15 protein-coding genes and 1 riboswitch are annotated in these 16,862 nt (G+C 63.7%); of the genes, 3 read left to right on the top strand and 12 right to left on the bottom strand.

The features are described from left to right. Window positions 1-92: 92 nt before the first annotated feature. Window positions 93-211, bottom strand: a riboswitch (cobalamin riboswitch). 63 nt (window positions 212-274) lie between these two features. Genes tmk through pdxS form a run of 5 tightly spaced genes read right to left on the bottom strand, consistent with a single transcriptional unit; the run spans window position 275 to window position 4,951 of the window. Further along, window positions 275-940: a dTMP kinase gene (gene tmk / locus Q7T26_07965; GenBank protein ID MDO8532088.1), complete on the bottom strand. Its 666-nt coding sequence runs from the start codon at window positions 938-940 to the stop codon at window positions 275-277. Continuing rightward, on the bottom strand, window positions 885-2,522 hold the full coding sequence (locus Q7T26_07960) for a R3H domain-containing nucleic acid-binding protein (GenBank protein MDO8532087.1): 1,638 nt from the start codon (window positions 2,520-2,522) through the stop codon (window positions 885-887). Before Q7T26_07960 ends, tmk begins: the two co-directional genes overlap by 56 nt. Further along, the gene (locus Q7T26_07955; GenBank protein ID MDO8532086.1) at window positions 2,522-3,451 is read right to left on the bottom strand and encodes a hypothetical protein; all 930 of its coding nucleotides are present in this window, start codon (window positions 3,449-3,451) and stop codon (window positions 2,522-2,524) included. Before Q7T26_07955 ends, Q7T26_07960 begins: the two co-directional genes overlap by 1 nt. Further along, window positions 3,448-4,038: a pyridoxal 5'-phosphate synthase glutaminase subunit PdxT gene (gene pdxT / locus Q7T26_07950; GenBank protein ID MDO8532085.1), complete on the bottom strand. Its 591-nt coding sequence runs from the start codon at window positions 4,036-4,038 to the stop codon at window positions 3,448-3,450. Before pdxT ends, Q7T26_07955 begins: the two co-directional genes overlap by 4 nt. 31 nt (window positions 4,039-4,069) lie before the next feature. Beyond that, window positions 4,070-4,951 carry a pyridoxal 5'-phosphate synthase lyase subunit PdxS gene (gene pdxS, locus Q7T26_07945; GenBank protein MDO8532084.1) on the bottom strand — a complete coding sequence of 294 codons (882 nt, stop codon included), beginning with the start codon at window positions 4,949-4,951 and terminating at the stop codon, window positions 4,070-4,072. 196 nt (window positions 4,952-5,147) lie between these two features. Between pdxS and Q7T26_07940 the strand changes: the two genes are divergently transcribed. Genes Q7T26_07940 through pheA form a run of 3 tightly spaced genes read left to right on the top strand, consistent with a single transcriptional unit; the run spans window position 5,148 to window position 8,116 of the window. Further along, window positions 5,148-6,569: a TrkH family potassium uptake protein gene (locus Q7T26_07940; GenBank protein ID MDO8532083.1), complete on the top strand. Its 1,422-nt coding sequence runs from the start codon at window positions 5,148-5,150 to the stop codon at window positions 6,567-6,569. A gap of 21 nt (window positions 6,570-6,590) precedes the next feature. Beyond that, complete coding sequence (locus tag Q7T26_07935) at window positions 6,591-7,265, top strand: TrkA family potassium uptake protein (GenBank protein MDO8532082.1); 675 nt, start codon at window positions 6,591-6,593, stop codon at window positions 7,263-7,265. Then, entirely contained in the window at window positions 7,262-8,116 is an 855-nt protein-coding gene (pheA, locus tag Q7T26_07930) for a prephenate dehydratase (GenBank protein ID MDO8532081.1), read from the top strand. Before Q7T26_07935 ends, pheA begins: the two co-directional genes overlap by 4 nt. A 52-nt stretch (window positions 8,117-8,168) precedes the next feature. Here pheA and Q7T26_07925 read toward each other — a convergent pair whose 3' ends face one another. From Q7T26_07925 to gap, 7 genes are all read right to left on the bottom strand, one after another. Further along, a complete protein-coding gene (locus tag Q7T26_07925; GenBank protein MDO8532080.1) occupies window positions 8,169-8,420 on the bottom strand; it encodes a YtxH domain-containing protein in 252 nt (83 codons plus the stop codon). A 23-nt stretch (window positions 8,421-8,443) separates the two neighbouring features. After that, window positions 8,444-8,719 carry a hypothetical protein gene (locus Q7T26_07920; GenBank protein ID MDO8532079.1) on the bottom strand — a complete coding sequence of 92 codons (276 nt, stop codon included), beginning with the start codon at window positions 8,717-8,719 and terminating at the stop codon, window positions 8,444-8,446. Between the two features lie 91 nt (window positions 8,720-8,810). Then, window positions 8,811-13,262, bottom strand: a complete 4,452-nt coding sequence (locus Q7T26_07915) for a DUF2298 domain-containing protein (protein ID MDO8532078.1) — start codon at window positions 13,260-13,262, stop codon at window positions 8,811-8,813. A gap of 652 nt (window positions 13,263-13,914) precedes the next feature. Next, window positions 13,915-14,343 carry a hypothetical protein gene (locus tag Q7T26_07910; protein MDO8532077.1) on the bottom strand — a complete coding sequence of 143 codons (429 nt, stop codon included), beginning with the start codon at window positions 14,341-14,343 and terminating at the stop codon, window positions 13,915-13,917. A 2-nt stretch (window positions 14,344-14,345) separates the two neighbouring features. Next, window positions 14,346-15,014 (bottom strand): hypothetical protein, encoded by a 669-nt coding sequence (locus tag Q7T26_07905; protein MDO8532076.1) that lies wholly within the window; start codon window positions 15,012-15,014, stop codon window positions 14,346-14,348. Between the two features lie 145 nt (window positions 15,015-15,159). Then, window positions 15,160-15,345 (bottom strand): type II toxin-antitoxin system HicB family antitoxin, encoded by a 186-nt coding sequence (locus Q7T26_07900; GenBank protein ID MDO8532075.1) that lies wholly within the window; start codon window positions 15,343-15,345, stop codon window positions 15,160-15,162. 43 nt (window positions 15,346-15,388) lie between these two features. Then, window positions 15,389-16,420 (bottom strand): type I glyceraldehyde-3-phosphate dehydrogenase, encoded by a 1,032-nt coding sequence (gap, locus tag Q7T26_07895; protein MDO8532074.1) that lies wholly within the window; start codon window positions 16,418-16,420, stop codon window positions 15,389-15,391. Window positions 16,421-16,862 lie beyond the last annotated feature (442 nt).

The raw sequence follows: 16,862 nt of genomic DNA, 5'->3' as shown, positions 1-16,862 counted from the left end.
TTCAATGGCGAGGTGAACAAAAATCCCTCGCCTTCACGGCGAGGGATAACGGGACTAGTCTGTCCTGAGACCCTTGCCTTTCCTCGAAGGCTGTTGCTCCTTGCACAGACAGTCGATCGGACTGATCGGCCACCCACTGGCCGAATTACCGTTGCGGGACAGTGCCGGAGTCTCACCGGCTTCCCCTGCAACTGTGCAAATATTCAGTTGGAACGCGGGCTATTGTAGCAGGACGGGCACGCCCCTGTCAAGGCGCTGTACTGGGGCGGCCCTCTTAGCCCAGCAGCGGCTCCACGCGCGCCCAGATGCGCCGGGCGATCACCGATGCGGCTTCCCGCCCGTCAACGACCACGACGCGTCCCGACTCCCGCCGCGCCAGTTCCCGGTAGCCGGAGCGCACGCGCCGATGAAAGGCCAGCCCTTCCCCTTCAAAACGGTCGTCGGAGGCGCCCTTGCGGCGCAGCCCCGCCTCTACGGGCACATCCAGAAGGAACGTGAGCGATGGCCGCAGGCTGCCCGTCGCCAGGGCGTTGACGGCGCGGATGGCCGCCATGTCCAGCCCGCGCCCATAGCCCTGATAGGCGACTGTCGAGTCCGTATAGCGGTCGCAGACGACCCACGTACCCGCCTCCAGCGCGGGGCGCAGGACGCCCGCGACAAGCTGTGCGCGGGCCGCCGCGAAGAGGAGCAGCTCCGCCAGCGGAGAGGCCGGGATGGCGCCTTTCAGGATGCGTCGCGCCCGCTCGCCCAGGGGCGTGCCGCCCGGCTCGTGGGTGAGCAGAACGTCCACTCCGCGGCGCCGAAGGCGTCGCGCCAGCAGGCGGGCCTGGGTGGTCTTGCCGCTCCCCTCGCCGCCTTCAAAGGTGATGAACAGGCCGCCGGAGCTAGCCGTGGCGATACCCCCGGAACAGGCGCACCCGCCGGAAAGGCTCGCGTCCATCGGAATGAGAGCTTACGCGGAACCGCTCGGCTACCTGGTGCTGCAGCCTGCGGATGTAGGACGTCTGCGGGCTTAGCTCCAGGGCTTCCGCGTCCCCGACGGATATCTTCCGCGCCGCCACCTCGGCCTCCTGCATGGCCCGCGTAAGGGGGTCGCCCGCGTTGGACGCGCCGGGCTGCGGCTTCTCCACGTTGCAGACGGTCAGCAGGCTCTGCTCAATCTGCTGCGGGCTGTTCGTGCGCAGGACGAAGATGGGCAGCGATTGACCCTCGGCTTCCCTCACCGCGACCGGACGCCGGCGGTAGTAGCTCTTGGTGGTGATAATCACGTCCGCATGGCGGGCGTCGTCCACAAGCTGAGCGGGCAGGCCCATCGCCCGGATAGCCCGGTCCAGACCGCCCCTGCTGACGCCGAAGGGGTAGATGCGCGTGGGGCCCTTCTCGCCGTTCCGCGGATGATCCCCCGCGCCAGACATCGACGCCCGCGGCCCCATGGCGGGATGCCGGCCGGACGGCGAAAACTCCACCACCGGCGTGCGCTCCTTGACCACGTTGCCCGCATCGTCCATGTCGCGGACCTCCGGCGGGACGGGCCGCCCCCGGAGCGTGGAGTCCACCGCCTCAGCGGTGTCCAGGTGCACCGCGACCTTGTTCCAGTTTTGGATTTCAACCACAATCTCGAAGGTCGGCGGGGCTTTCCTCTCCAGGATGGTCTTCTGCGTGCCGCGGCGCCGGGCCTCTTCGTCGCCCAGCGTCACGGCCTGGATGCCGCCCACCAGATCCGCCAGCGTGGGGTTCTTGGCCAGGTTCTCCAAGGTATTCCCGTGGGCCGTGGCCACAAGCTGGACGCCTCGCTCGGCGATGGTGCGGGCCGCGCTGGCCTCCAGTTCCGTGCCGATTTCGTCAATGATGATGGCCTGCGGCATGTGATTTTCCACCGCCTCGATCATCACCGCGTGCTGGAGCGCGGGGGTCGGCACCTGCATGCGCCGCGCCCGGCCGATGCCCGGATGGGGGATGTCGCCGTCGCCGCCGATCTCGTTGGACGTGTCCACGACGACGACGCGCTTGCGGAACTGCTCCGACATGACGCGCGCAAGCTCGCGCAGCATGGTCGTCTTGCCCACACCGGGCTTGCCCATGAGCAGGATGCTCTTGCCGGTGCCTATCAGGTCTTCAATAATGCGGATGGTGCCGAAAACGGCGCGCCCGACGCGACAGGTCAAGCCGACGATGGCCCCCTTGCGATTACGGATGGCCGAGATGCGGTGCAGCGTGCGCGGGATGCCCGCACGGTTGTCCCCGCCGAAGATGCCGATGCGGCTCACCACGTAGGCCATGTCCTGCTCGGTGACCTCGTCGGGGCTGAGGACTATCTCCTGGTTCAGGAAACGGGCCTCCGGCAGGCGGCCCATGTCCATGACGACCTCCAGCAGTTCGGCGCGGTCCTTGTGGCGACGCAGAGGCTCCGCGATACGCGGAGGGAGGGCGTCCAGAAGGGCATCCAGGTCGTCGGTCACCGTGCGCGGAAACGGCGTGGCCTGAAACGATGAGGGCTGAGGGCTGAGGACTTGCTCTTCCATTATGCTCCCGCGGGTATAAGGCAAGGCGCGCGCACACGCGCCGCCATATGTTTGACCAGGGTTACGTACTCTTCCCTTTGCTCGAACCCGCGCGTCCGCAGGCTGCGTATGACGGCCGTGTCCGTCTCACGGACCAGGCTCAGGACGCACTCCTTGCCCGCCAGGCGCTGGCCCCCGACGTCCGCCAAAACGCGGGCCACGGCCTCGTCATTCGGACGCACCAGAATGTCCAGATAGCCGCACTTGGCGGCATGTGTCACGCGGAGCCACCCAAGCAACTGGCCGTTCCCCTCGTACACGAACTCGCTCCGCTTGCCCTGTCCCCATCCCTTCTCCCGCGTGGCCTGCCACTCCTTGAACGTGGCGCCCTCTGCGGCCTGGACGCCGGAAGGGACGGACACCTGGTACAGGCGAAAGAGCGGATAGTCATCACACGCGGCGCGGGGACGCATCTCAGGCGGAACGGAAGGCGCGGCGGCGGAGGGCTGGGCGCAGGCCTGCACCAGGCGCTCTCTCTGGTACGTCACAAATCCGGCGCGGGCAGCCTCGGGCACGAGAGGACTTTCGCTGTCCAAACGCAAGAATACGCGCTGGACGCCCTGTGCGCCCGCGGTCAGTCCCACACGTTCCAGCAGCTCGGCGCACAGGCCGCCGCTGTCCGCCCCCAGCAACAGCGTGTCTATCTCCCACGCATCCCTGCCGGCCCGCGGTCGCAAGGAGGCCACCGCCCGGATCTGCCGGTCGGCCGAGGTGACCCACACATAGCGCCGCCCTCGGGCGGGAACCCAGTCGGCAAAGACGGCGTGCGGAGGCACGGTCTCGGCACAGCTTCGGGTCAGCTTCTCACGGGGGCGCGCCTCATTGGCCCGAGGCGTCCGAGTAAACTGGACCAGGCTCCACAGGTCCGCCGGTTGAAGGGAGCGGATCATCCCTCAGCCTTCCTCCGCGTCGCGAGGGTGATGAAATAACGATGGAAACGCGAGTCCGCGGTCAGCTCGGGGTGAAAGGCGGATACCAGGATGGACCCCTGCTGAGCGGCCACGGGCGTCCCGTTGGATAGCCGCGCCAGCACCTGTACCTTGGGGCCGGTCCGCTCGATGACAGGGGCGCGAATGAATATGGCGTGCAGGGGTTCCGGTCCCAAAACGGATACAACCAGGTCTGTCTCAAAGCTGTCCACCTGGCGCCCGAAGGCGTTGCGCCGCACGTCCAGGTCAATCAGTCCCAGGCATGGCTGCTGCGCGCCCACAACCCGCGCCGCCAGGACGATCATGCCCGCGCATGTACCCAAGACAGGGAAGCCCTGAGCGGCGAGAGCCGTCAGCTTCTGGTCTACCCCGTACTCCCGCATGAGGGTGGTAATGGTGGTGCTCTCCCCACCTGGCACAATCAACCCGTCCACACTGTCGAGGTCGGCGGGAAGCCGGACCTCCACAGCCTCCGCCCCGGTGTTCTTGAGCGCCACGGCGTGCTCCGCGAAGTCGCCCTGGAGTGCGAGAACACCTATCCGCGTCATAGAGCGTGCAAAAGACGTGTCTTACCCTTCTTTACCAGCCCCTGGAGGCTAGAAGCGCCTCGGGTTTGATGGTGCGGATATCCATACCGGGCATGGGCTCGCCCAGGCCTTTGCTGGCCTCGGCGATGATGGCGGGGTCCTTGTAGTGTGTGACCGCGCGGACGATGGCCTTGCCGCGGGTCTCCGGGTTCTCCGCCTTGAAGATGCCCGAGCCGACGAAGACCCCTTCCGCGCCAAGCTGCATCATCAGCGCCGCATCGGCGGGAGTGGCCAAGCCGCCGGCCGCAAAGTTGACGACGGGCAGGCGGCCATCGCGATGGACTTGCTGGACGAGCGCGAAGGGAGCGCCCATCGCCTTGGCCTCCGCCATGAGCTCGTCCTCCTGGAGGCCCTGCACGCGGCGAATGCCCTGCATGACGGCGCGCATGTGGCGCACTGCTTCCACCACATTGCCCGTTCCCGCTTCTCCCTTGGTCCGAATCATCGCCGCGCCCTCGGCGATGCGCCGAAGGGCCTCGCCCAGGTCGCGCGCGCCGCATACGTAGGGGATACCAAATGAATGCTTCCAGATGTGGTTCTGCTCGTCCGCCGGGGTGAGGACTTCCGACTCGTCAATAAAGTCCACGCCCAGGGACTCCAGTACCTGCGCCTCCACAAAGTGGCCGATACGGCACTTGGCCATCACGGGGATGGTCACGGCCTTCATGATCTCTTCTATTTTGCGGGGGTCGGCCATGCGGGCCACTCCGCCCGCGGCGCGGATGTCCGCGGGTACGCGCTCCAGGGCCATGACAGCCACCGCACCCGACGCCTCCCCAATCCGGGCCTGCTCGGCGTTCACCACGTCCATGATGACGCCGCCCTTCAACATCTGGGCCAAGCCCGTCTTGACCGTCCAGGTCCCCTTCTCCATATATTTACTATTTCACTCCTGTATACATAAAGGGATACCCTCGCACTCGAAATCTATTATACTTTTCCTGTGTGGGTGACGCAAATAGCCAGCCCGCGTGTTTGACATGTATGCCAATGCTGGCTAGAATCCGCCTCAGATGAGCGGTCCGGCGTTGCCTGCTTCCCGACGCGCTCGGCGCACGTAAGGAGAACTGGTGCGACTGTTTCCATGGGGCAAGCCAGCTCGCAGGGACATCAGACGACATCCTCGGGTCCAGCCTGTCCGCATTGACCTGAGCCCGCTCAGGCAGCGCGTCGCCAAGCCCCACGGGCCGATACTGCTGATGTACGGCTTTGCGGCGCTCATCATAGTAGGCACTCTGCTCCTGATGCTGCCCTTCTCCACCGCCACGGGGCGGCCCGCGCCGTTCCTAGACGCCTTTTTCATCGCCACCTCCGCCGTCACCGTAACCGGGCTGACGGTGGTCAATATGGGCACCTACTGGAGCCCCTTCGGCCAGGTCGTAGTCCTATTGCTTGTCCAGGCGGGCGGCCTGGGCTTCATGAGCATGTCCACCATCATGCTTCTGCTTGCGGGGCGGCGCATCACGCTGGGAGAACGCCTGGCGCTGCGGGAGGCGCTCGGCGAGTACGCCGTCGGCGGCATTATCCGCCTGCTGCGGCGCGTGGCCTACGTGTCCTTCCTCATCGAGGCGGTGGGCGCGGCTATCCTCTACGTCCAGTTCTCGAAGGACTTCCCCGGCGTGGAGGGAGTCTGGAAGGCCCTATTCCACTCGGTCTCCGCGTTCAACAACGCAGGCTTCGACATTCTTCCCGGCAACACCAGCTTCGTCATCTACAACGGCAATCTTCTGGTGATGGGAACACTGGCCGTCCTCATCATGCTGGGCGGCATCAGCTACACGGTTATCGCGGACTTCGTCAAGACACGCAACCTGACCAGGATGAGCCTAGACAGCCGCCTGGTGGTGACCATCAGTATCCTCCTGTGGGTGATGGGCGCCGTCGTCATCCTCCTGGCCGAGTTCACCAACCCGTCCACCCTGGGCAATCTGCCACCCGGCCTCAAGCTGGCGAACGCGATGTTCCAGTCGGTGGCGCCGCGGACCGCCGGCTTCGCCAGCGTGGACATCGGCAAGCTGCGTGACTTCACTCTGTTCTTCACCTGCGGACTGATGTTCGTGGGCGGGGCGTCCGGCTCCACGGCGGGCGGCATCAAGGCCAACACGCTGGGAGTGCTGCTGGCGTCCGTCTGGTCCTCCATGCGTGGGCGCAGCCACGTGGAGGCCTTCGGGCGGGAGCTGCCTGAGGACGTGATGAGCCGGGCGCTGGCCGTTGTGGTGCTGTCTCTGGGACTCGTCTTCTCCACGATTCTGCTTCTCTCGTTGACGGAGTCCCACTCTTTCATCCGGGTCCTCTTCGAGGCCTTCTCGGCCTTCGGCACGGTGGGACTCAGCACCGGCATAACGCCGGACTTGTCTCTACTGGGCCGCTTGATTATCATTAGCATGATGTTCGTCGGCAGGCTCGGCCCGCTGACGCTGGCCCTGTCCCTTGCCCAGCGGGAGGAAGCCAAGAGCATCCGGTTCGCCCAGGAACGGATCAAAATCGGCTAGACGAGGGCTTTCGAGCGGACGATGGCGAAGAAACAGGTGGCGGTCATTGGCCTGGGGCGTTTCGGGTCCAGCGTGGCCCGGACGCTGTACCAGCTTGGGCACGACGTTCTGGCCGTTGACAAGGACGAGAAGGCGGTGCAGGCCCTGGTAGGGCAGGTGACCTATCCCGTCAAGGGGGACGCCACCGATGAGGCGTCGTTGAAGGAGATGGGCATCAGCAACTTCGACGCGGCTATCGTGGCCATCGGCGGCGACTTGCAGAGCAGCCTGCTGTCCACGATCTTGCTGAAGCGGCTGGGAGTGCCCTACCTGCTGGCCCGGGCGGAGAACGATCTCCACGGCGCCGCCCTTGAGAAGCTGGGAGCGGACAACGTGGTCTATCCCGAGGCGGACATGGGCGTGCAGGTGGCGCACAGCCTGGGGTACAAGAACGTCCTGGACTACACCGTCGTCGGAGCAAACTACGGCGTGATCAAGCTGAAGCTACCCGAACGTTATACCGGCATGACGCTGGAGGAGGCAGGGCTGAGCCTGCGGAGCAAGACGAGCATCGCCGCGTTGCTCATCAAACGAGGGAATGACGTCATCCTGATGCCGGACCGGGTGGAGCGCATCCAGGCGGACGACATCTTTGTCGTGGCGGGCAAGGACGAGCAACTGGAGAAATTGCAGGCCGGCCCGGAACCCACCCCGTGACCGCAGCTCAGGCCAGGCGCATCGCCTATCTGGGGCCGACCGGGACATACACGGAAGAGGCCACGCTGCGGCACGACCCGACGGCCCTGCTCACGCCGCTGTCCAGCGTGCTGGCGGTCGCAGCCGCCGTGGACACCGGCATGGCGGACGAAGGGGTGGTCGCCATCGAGAACAGCCTGGAAGGCTCGGTGAACGACACGCTGGACGTGCTCATTCACGAGTCACGGCTGCGCATTCGCAAGGAGCTGGTGCTTCCCATCAACCACCACCTCATGGCCAAGCCCGGAACGAACGTGAACGATATCCAGGTCATCTATTCGCATCCGCAGTCGTTGGGCCAGTGTCGGCGCTTCCTGGAGCGTTGCTTCCCAAAGGCGCAGCTCATGGCGTCGCTGAGCAACGCAAGGGCGGTGGAAGAGGCCAAGAACAGCCCCGTGCCCGCCGCGGCTATCGCGCCGAAGCGGGCGGCCGATCTCTACGGAATGGTCTCCCTCGCCAGCGGCATTCAGGACAACCCCGTGAACATGACACGCTTCGTGGTCATCGCCCACGAGGACAGCCGGACGCCTACGGGCCACGACAAGACGTCCATCTGCTTCTCGTTCAACAACGACGAGCCGGGGCAGCTTTATGGCGTCATGGGGGAATTCGCCCAGAGGAACATCAACCTGGACAAGGTCGAGTCGCGACCATCAAAGGAAACGCTGGGCAAGTACGTCTTCCTGATAGACACGGAAGGGCACCGGTTGGACCCGCCTGTCAAAGCGGCGCTGGAGGGTGTGCGAAAGCGCGTGGGGATGTTCAAGATCCTGGGCTCCTACCCCCGCTTCCGTAACGGCGCTCCGGCATGAGCGCCGTGCGCGGTCGCCAGTCTGGAATAGGAGCCCACTCAGACCGCGTGAATTAGGTCTGTTTCGGCGAGTCCTTGGGGCGCGCTATCTGCTGAACGCGTTCCCGAATTTCAGCGGCCTTCTGCTTGAGGTCCTCCACCTCGTCCTGCAGCTTCCCGCTCAACTCGGTGGCCTTTGCGCCTATCATTTTCCGCGTCTCCGCACCGGAGCGCGGCGCCAGCAAGATCCCGAGCGCCGCGCCAACGGCGGCTCCTACCAGCGCGCCAATCATAAAGCTCCGAAGTTCATGCCCGTGCTCGTCCATGACATACCTCCTGCCCGATTTGCCTACTTGTTTCCGCCTGCGCGGAACAGACTCGTGACAACCCCCATCAGCAATGACCCGATGCCCGCGCCCGTCACCAGCGACCCCGCAGCCCGCGAGATCACTTTGGCCGACTCCTCCATCACCTCCACGGCCAGGCAGATGGCGTCAAGCGTACGGGCCACCTTCCTGTACGCCCGCACTACGAGGATCGTTATGGTGATGGCGCAAGCAATGCCAAGAACGCCAAACAGAATAATGACGATATCCCGCATTATGGCGATGGGTTCAGGGCTCATTGCGCCACCTCCTTATGGCTCGAGTCAACTCGAGTCTAACAGAGGCTGACGCCAGCGGCAAGCCCGCTCTGGCACGAGCGCCACCGTGATGTCAGGAAGCCGCTCTGACCCTGTAGATGACTACCTTAGGGCTGGAGAAGGCCACATCCAGTGAAGTTCCCACCATGCGCTCGAACTTGGCAAGCCCCGCCTCCGGATAATAGACCCGCTCCAGAGGCCCCACGTACACGTACTCCACCTGGTACTTGCGGAGCAGTTCCAGCGTCCGCCGCTCGTTCAACAAGGAGTACATTTCCTTCACGTCGGCGCGCCGGGCGGTGACGGCCCAGTCGTAGGCCACGCGCTGCTGCCGCTGATGCCAGTCCCATCCTACGACGTCGGGCAGCCCCGTATAGACGGACACACGGTTCCCCCAGTGGTACTGGTCCGTATTCCCCTCCAGGATGACCGGCGACCCCTGCACATTATCCTGGAGCCAGCTAATCGCCTTATAGTCCCACCGGAGCTCCATCTCGCGGTCCTCCTCCCTGTGCACGGCGAACTGCATGTACGCCATGCCATCGTTCGTGGGAGGCAACGCGACGAAGCGGTCGGCGATGCGCGCGGGCGTGCCCAGGACGGGGAACGCCAGGCTGGCGACGAGCAGCACAGCGAAGCACGCCACCCACGCGACGCGCGGCAGCCCCAGCGGGCGCGCGGGAAGCGCCATGCCCGCGCCGAGCCGCCACAGCACGAAGGCCGAGGCCAGCCCCAGCAACACCCATGCCTGGAGGTAGAACTTGAACACGGTGTTCATCCGCTCAATGTCTCCCTGCACCGTGACCACATCCACGCCGATGCCAAGTCCCAGCGCCAGCGCCACGAGCGCCAGGACATACAAGCGCGGCGCAGCCCCTTCCTCGCGCAGGCGCATCAGGGTGAGTTCCGCCAGGGCAACGACGGCGGCCAGGAGGACGAACAGGAAAGCGATGGTCTCATACCGCAGCAGGTACAGCGTCAGGGCCGTGGCGCCGATGACGCCGGTGTACACAGGCCAGAAGTACACACCGCCCGAGGCGTCCGCGCCTATCGCGGTTGGCCCTCCGTATGGGGGCACCGTCACGAGGCCCCGCTGGTCGGCCAGCGCCGCGCCGATGCCCACGGGCGTCCGCCCCGGCCTCGGACCCGATGGCCTCGCCATGCGCCACAGCTCGAACGCAACGTAGCTGATAACCAGGAACAGGAACAGACCGTGGACGGCCAGGTACTGGTGCAGGGGTGTCTGCTCCGCACTCGGGAGGACGCCGTTATAAAAGACTTTGAATTTCTCATGAAAAGGCAGGAAGAAAAGGGTCGAGAGGACAACCAGCGCCGCCAGCTTCAGCACCACCCAGACAACCGCTCCCGTGTCCAGCCCTCGCCGCGCGCCTATCTCTCCTATCGCCACGCCCGCGCCCGCCAGCAGGATGAACGTGGGGTAGTCCCAGCTATTAATGACGCGCAGGGCGCCTATCGCCAGGGCCGCCAGCAGAAGCGAGGCCGTCTCCGATGCGAAGCCGACGCCGCGCTTCCACCCCAGGGCCATGTTCAGCGCCAGCCCAATGACCAGCAGATAGAAGGGCATGCCCATCAGGTGCGCATGCAGATCGGCGAAAAGGAACGACCAGAACGGGAACTCGGTGATGCTGATGGTGGGCGGCATCATCCGGCTGGAGCGCCAGAAGTCGAACGGCGGGAACGGAATGTTGTCCGTCACCACGCGCCACGCTCCCTGCGCGACCTGAATACCGCCGTCCAGGTTGCCGATGGCGGCCACGAGCACCGCGCCCGCTACCCCCGCGACGATAGGAGAGGGCAGACGGCGCGCCGTCTTCAGATTGGCGCCGTGCAGGAATGCCGCCGCCAGGTTATATGCAATCGAGAAGGCGGCGCTGGCCGTCAGGGCGTAGAAGAGCGGCACCGCCAGGTTGTAGGCCACCGAGGGAATGATGCCCGTCAGCTTGATGATGGTGGCAGTGATGAACTGGCCGAAGTAGTAGTAGTTCAGATAGCCTCCGGCGAACCAGGGGTCGTACGGGGGCATGTACACGGACCGGACAACCGCGTTCAGATAGGCGAAGTCCATCGGCTTCTCGCCGCCGCGCCAGGCGTGCCACAGGTCCGGGTTCAGGATGCGGATGACGTAGAAGCCCGCGAAGGCCACCAGGAAGACGGCCTCCTCGGTGAGGACGACGCGCCTGTTCCGCGCCAGCCACGTCCGGAGTTCGGCGCGCCAGCGCCAGGCGACGCCCGCCGAGACGAGTCCCAGCAGGCCCATCGCCAGCAGGATTGTCCCCCGCTCGAACGGCAGCACCCACGTGCTCGCCGCGAGCCACGTCAGATAGGCCACAAGCAGGATACCGACGCTCTTGGCAAGCACGTAGCCCCTGTCGGGCAGACGCCCGCAGACCTTGAAGGTCAGCGGAAAGGCCAGCAGCGCCATGAGCTCCACCGCAAGCAGCCATGTCAGATCCGGCGCGCGGTTCATGGGGCTTTGCCGGTCGAACAGCGCGGACCACGTCCCGTTCTCCCGGTACGTCTGCCACTCGGCGGGGGTGAACACCAGCCCCAACCCCGGTCCCGGGCCCGACTCGCGCGGAGACGGCTCCCCCAGGGCGGCGGCGATGGCCCCCGCGTCCAGGCGCCGGACATTCCGGAACACCATGACCTTGGGATGGTCGTAGGCGGTGAAGCTCTCGTCGGCATAGCCCAAGTTGACGCTCACGGGGCTGGGTTGGAAGTCCCGCAACGGCGTGGGAGGCGTCAGGCCCGGCCGCGTGAAGGTATCGTCCACCAGGCCCACGCCCACCAGACTCGGATACGATACGGCGGTGTACGCCAGCTCGAAACCCAGGTCGCCGTTGAACAGGAGCTGATAGTAGCGGCTGGACATGGGGTAGCGGTCGGGCAGGCGCGGAATGGTCCCGTACAGGCGATTGCTGTAAAAGACCACCAGGTCGGCCTCGGCGAGCTGCCGCGCCATGAGATCGCGCTTGGCGGCGTTGTCAGGCTCGTAGAGACCCAACTCAATGTTACGGTAGCTCCCCAGATTCGGGATGCCTTCCTCCCAGTGCTCCTTGGCGACGACGGCGCCGGTGGGCACGTTCGCCTGAATCCATTGGGAGGCCAGTACAGCGGGATGCGGACGCGTGTAGATGGCGGAGAAGGCGGCGGCATAGAGCGCCGTTGCGGCCAGGACGACAACAATAATGCCCGCGGTCACACGCGGCGCCGCGGCCAGCACCCGGCGCGCTCGCCCTCTGAACGTGTCCGCCGCGTCGTCCTTCCACCGAAGGACGGCCCGGTGGAGGCCCACCAGCGCCCGCGCTCCGAATAGCAGCAGAAACGGCGTAATCGGCAGCATATAGCGCAGGAACTTCACGTCGAACGCGCCAACGACCACGAAGTAGGGCACGACCCACGTGAGCAGAAGCACATCCGCCTTGCGTCGCCGAATGACGGCCATCAGGAAGGCCACGGCCAGCCCGCCCCACGCCACCAGCCCCAGCGGCCAGCCCAGGCCCCACGTCGCAAGCTGCTGGACGTGGTAGAGATAAGGCGTCGTGTTAATGTACTGGCGCGTGTACGGGAAGTCCGCGATGCGCCGCGCCATCTCGCCCTCGCGCGTGACGTCCCCCGCGAAGGTGCGGAAGTCTAGTATCTCGTATGGCGCGGCGACGGCGAAGGCCACTGCGGCAACGCCCAGGAGCAGGGCGAACGCGCCGACAGCCCGCCCGACGCGCTCGCGCCGGAAGGAGGCGGCATGCAGGCTGTCGCCCTCGAAGCAGGATGCCAGAGCGGCCACGCCCGCTGCCAGCAGGAACGGCGCGGCGCTCACCTTGCTCGCCAGCGCCAGACCGAGCATCAGTCCAGCCAGAGCAGCGTCGCGCAATCTGCCCGTGCGCGCCAGGCCCGCCAGAAAGAGCATGGAGCCGACCAGAAAGAAGGTGAGCAGCGGGTCGGACGTGTAGAAGTGGCTGAGTTGGATATTGATGACCGCCAGCGCCGCGAAGCCCGCCGCCAGCAGGCCGGTGGCGCGACCGTAGAGGCGCGCGCCCAGTGCGTAAATGAGCAGCACCGCGCCCGTGTCCAGGAGGGCTATGACCACGCGCCCCACGACGGCCATGTCGTCAATGCCGGACTGGCCCAATACAAGACCCGCGAGGCCCGCCGCCAGCTTCAGCAAATAGAATACAAGGCTGCCGTAAGGGAACTGGTGGGGGTTCCAGGGGCTGCGCTCCGCGTCCAGGAGCAGCGCCAGGTCGGGCGGCCAGGGGAAGCTGATGTCCCCGACCTTCATGAGAATGAACCGCTCGTCCGGGTGGAACAGGTGGCCCTGGTCCCACCGGACGCCGTTCAGGCGCAGCGCCAGCGCGATGAGCGCGATGCCCGCCAGAATAAGAGCGAGCGCCACGCCCTGACCGACGTGGCGGCGCGCGACCGGGCGCGGCGGCTCCGGCGGAGGCGTTAGGTCCGGCTGGCCGATGGCGGGCGGGATGTCCCGCGGCTGGTCTGGCGCCTGCATAACGAGACTATTGTAGCAGGCGCGGGAAAAGCGAGCGGCGGGCTATGTGCCCGCCGTTCGCTGCTTTGAATGATATCGACTCTACGGTTTGAGATGCACTACTTCGAGGCCCTGCGTACCTAAGTTGGCAGTTATTTCTGCAAGGTCTCTATCGGCTGTAGCAAAAGTCCGGGCATTAGATGACGCAAGAGCCATGTGAGCCGCGTCCGCTGGCGTTAGACCAAAGCCACGCATATACTGGGGAGTTCGCGCAACAACCTCCTTAAGTTGCGCCTCAGTGTTAGGAATCACGCGTATAGAGACCCCTGCTCTTGACCAATCTTCAAGCAAGGAGACTATGGCGTCAAACCAGATTCCATGATTCTCAAATATCCTAGTGCGCCACTTGTTGTATACGCTCTGGCTAAAGTGTGCATCTGACCCTTGGTTAGCTTGGACACAATACGAAAACTTTGCCATAGCCCAAAAAGATTCTTGAAAGGACAACAGGGACACTTGCACGCTACACCGGGAAGCCAAGAGCTCTCCAACAAAGAGTGCACTTTTCCGGTATACAGGATGACTCCTAACGATATATCCCACAAGGATATTTGTATCCAAATAAACAGGAGAGGCTATATTCATACCAGGCTGCCATTCGATACGCGGCATATTACTCAGGAATCGATGCTATTTCATTCACGTCAAGTTTATTTTGGCCAGGGATTGCTCCCATATAGCGCACGAAAATGCGAAATAGGTCCGGAGACATTCGGGCCTTAAAACGCTCAAGGTCAATTCCCTCGTAGCGCTGCTTATACTCTTCAGCAGACAGAGCAATCCCTGGTGCAACCGTTATGCTGCGGTTGCGTTCCTCAGATATATCGGTACGAGGTGCCTCTGCAAGCGAAGCGTACCTAACTTTGGAGGCACCAGCCCTTTCTCTTGTTTGGTGAATTGTCTCGCGAAGGATCACTCCCACCTGCTGATTAACATAGCTAGAGCCTCCCGTTTCAACTCGTATTTCTGGTTGTGCTGATTCAACCATAACGCGCTCCACTTTTGATGGAAGTATTGTCAGCGAACTAGCACCCGTAGACATTTTTAACTCCTCTTCAGTCGAAGGGTTTCCAATATCGCCTCGGCTTGACCCGTCTGCCATTTTGTTGCCGTCTGCAAGAATGACTCAACGGTTTTTGTCTCGAATGCAAACTCTTCATTTCGCTCATAACCCAAACTCAAGAACACAAAGCAATCAGGCAACTTCTCAGGCCCCCAAGTCAAATACGTTGTGCGTAGTTGGACTGGTGCCATCGGACCTATTTGGAAGTGTTTTACTACCGTGCCTTCTTGCTGATCAAAAGAAAAGCCAACATCTGTGGAAGCATCCACAAGGGCACTGTCTTTCAAATACTGCTTCTTCATCAACAGCACTAGCTCGTGGAATGGCAAGGGATATGGTTCAATCAACAACACGTCAAACCTCAGCCGGTTAACCTTCGGCACGGGAGAGACGGCCTGAACCTTTGCTAGCAATTCCACGGCTTTCTTTGCACCCTCTTCTATCGAAGATAAGCCCTCATGCTCTAAGACTAAGGCGCGCATATGCAACAACACACGTTGCTTCTTTTGCGGTTGCGTGAATTCAAAAGGGGGCCCCTGCAACTCGGCTTTTGGGTTGTCCCCTGCAACACGCGCCAAGTCACGCAAGTCGAGGAACGGGCGAAAGGCCTCTGTCAGTTCCAGGCGTGTAACAGCCTTGACAATTTCCATGTCTCCACCTAACCTCCAACGACGACAAGAAGGCTAAGGTATTCTACATGTCAAATGACATCTGGTCAACGGCCTTGCGTCACCCCGCACGCGAAATATGAAGGCGGAAGTTCAACCGTGACCACTTCCGTCGTGCTGTCTTTCTCTAGAACGGCAGCCCCTCTTTCTCCGCGGCTTCCAGATAGCCCTTGATTGCTTCTCTCGTATTCCTCAGCGCTTTCGCCCGCGTCTCCCCGAACGTCGAGAGAGAGTTCAGCGCGGGCACATAGGACACCCACACCTTATCGCCGGCATCCCACTCCAGCATGACCTGGAAACGTCGCCGCTTCATGTCCGCGCCTCCAACCTCCAGTCCCTAAACTCCAAACCCTATCCTACATCCCTATCTTCGCCAGCTTGGCCGCAAGGTCGGCAACGCGGCAGCTATAACCCCACTCGTTGTCGTACCACGCCACCACCTTGACCATGTTCCCCTCCATCACCATCGTCAACTGGGCGTCCAGGATGGCGCTGTGGGGATTGCCCTTGAAGTCCACGCTGACCAGCTCTTCCTCCGTGTACTGGAGGATGCCCTTCAGATTGGTCTCAGCGGCGCGCTTGTAGGCGGCGTTGACCTCTTCCGGCTTCACGGGCCGCTTGAGCGTGGCGACGAAGTCCACCACCGACACGGTGGCCGTCGGCACGCGGAAGGCCAGGCCGTGGATTTTGCCCTTAAGCTCCGGCAGCACGAGGCCCACCGCCCTGGCCGCGCCCGTGGTCGTGGGGATGATGCTCATGGCGGCGGCGCGTGCGCGGCGCAGGTCCTCGTGTACCTGGTCGAGTATCTTCTGGTCGTTGGTGTAGGCGTGGATGGTGGACATCAGCCCGCGCTCGATGCCGAAGGCGTCGTGCAGCACCTTGGCGACGGGCGCGATGCAGTTCGTGGTGCAGGAGGCGTTGGAGATGACGTTGTGTTTGGCCGGGTCGTACAGCATGTCGTTCACGCCCAGGACGATGGTGATGTCTTCGCCCTTGCCCGGCGCGGAGATGATGACCTTCTTCGCGCCCCCCTGACGGTGCGCGGCGGCCTTCGCGGCGTCGGTGAAGCGGCCCGTGGACTCGACGACAAGCTCCACGCCCGCGTCGCGCCACGGGATCTGGCCCGGCTCGCGCTGCGCGAAGACCTGGACGGCGCACCCGTCAATGGTAAGCCCGCTGTCGCGCGGCTCCACCGTGCCGGGATAGATGCCGTAGTTCGTGTCGTACTTGAACAGGTGGGCGTTGGTCTTCGCGTCCGTGAGGTCGTTGACGGCGACGACTTCCAGAATGTCCGGATGGCGCTCGTGAATGGCGCGGAGCACCTGCCGTCCTATGCGCCCGAAGCCGTTGATGCCGATGCGGGTCTTGCTGTTCTTTCCTGCGGGCATGTATCACCTCCTTAGAATGGTATCAGGACGTGTACGACCATCCCCCTGCCCCCCCTTTCCTTCGGCAAGCTCAGGACAGGCTCTGTCAGGAAGGGGGAGTTAGTTAGTAGAGAAGCTGGGGGACTCCCCCAGACCCCCGCCAGAGGTATGCGTCCCTCTGGACACTCTCTTGTGCGAGGATTGTATCTGCTCCGCTTGCCGGCTCAGAGGCCGGAGGCGACGAAGTCCCGCGCTTCTTGCATAAGGCTGAGCAGACGCGGGGGTCGTCTTGCAGTATCTGGACAGCGGCCTCGAAAAGGTCGTCAGCAGCCATGCGGCTATGCTCCTGAGCGCTTGTCACCAGTTTGTCACATTTCCCATTGGCGCGCCACCGGGCGCGTTGTGGCGGGAACGCGAAAGCGCCAGTGTGGTGTTCCCGAAATTCGCCGTCAATGTCATTGCG

It is taken from the genome of Dehalococcoidia bacterium (assembly GCA_030648205.1).
Taxonomy (GTDB): domain Bacteria; phylum Chloroflexota; class Dehalococcoidia; order JAUSIH01; family JAUSIH01; genus JAUSIH01.
This window is presented reverse-complemented; position numbering and strand designations above follow the sequence as displayed.

Excerpts from the sequence above, each read along its gene's own strand:
- tmk (MDO8532088.1), bottom strand. The coding sequence starts at position 940 with ATGGACGCGAGCCTTTCCGGCGGGTGCGCCTGTTCCGGGGGTATCGCC.
- Q7T26_07960 (MDO8532087.1), bottom strand. The coding sequence starts at position 2,522 with ATGGAAGAGCAAGTCCTCAGCCCTCAGCCCTCATCGTTTCAGGCCACG.
- Q7T26_07955 (MDO8532086.1), bottom strand. The coding sequence starts at position 3,451 with ATGATCCGCTCCCTTCAACCGGCGGACCTGTGGAGCCTGGTCCAGTTT.
- pdxT (MDO8532085.1), bottom strand. The coding sequence starts at position 4,038 with ATGACGCGGATAGGTGTTCTCGCACTCCAGGGCGACTTCGCGGAGCAC.
- pdxS (MDO8532084.1), bottom strand. The coding sequence starts at position 4,951 with ATGGAGAAGGGGACCTGGACGGTCAAGACGGGCTTGGCCCAGATGTTG.
- Q7T26_07935 (MDO8532082.1), top strand. The coding sequence starts at position 6,591 with ATGGCGAAGAAACAGGTGGCGGTCATTGGCCTGGGGCGTTTCGGGTCC.
- Q7T26_07925 (MDO8532080.1), bottom strand. The coding sequence starts at position 8,420 with ATGGACGAGCACGGGCATGAACTTCGGAGCTTTATGATTGGCGCGCTG.
- Q7T26_07920 (MDO8532079.1), bottom strand. The coding sequence starts at position 8,719 with ATGAGCCCTGAACCCATCGCCATAATGCGGGATATCGTCATTATTCTG.
- Q7T26_07915 (MDO8532078.1), bottom strand. The coding sequence starts at position 13,262 with ATGCAGGCGCCAGACCAGCCGCGGGACATCCCGCCCGCCATCGGCCAG.
- Q7T26_07910 (MDO8532077.1), bottom strand. The coding sequence starts at position 14,343 with ATGTCTACGGGTGCTAGTTCGCTGACAATACTTCCATCAAAAGTGGAG.
- Q7T26_07905 (MDO8532076.1), bottom strand. The coding sequence starts at position 15,014 with ATGGAAATTGTCAAGGCTGTTACACGCCTGGAACTGACAGAGGCCTTT.
- Q7T26_07900 (MDO8532075.1), bottom strand. The coding sequence starts at position 15,345 with ATGAAGCGGCGACGTTTCCAGGTCATGCTGGAGTGGGATGCCGGCGAT.
- gap (MDO8532074.1), bottom strand. The coding sequence starts at position 16,420 with ATGCCCGCAGGAAAGAACAGCAAGACCCGCATCGGCATCAACGGCTTC.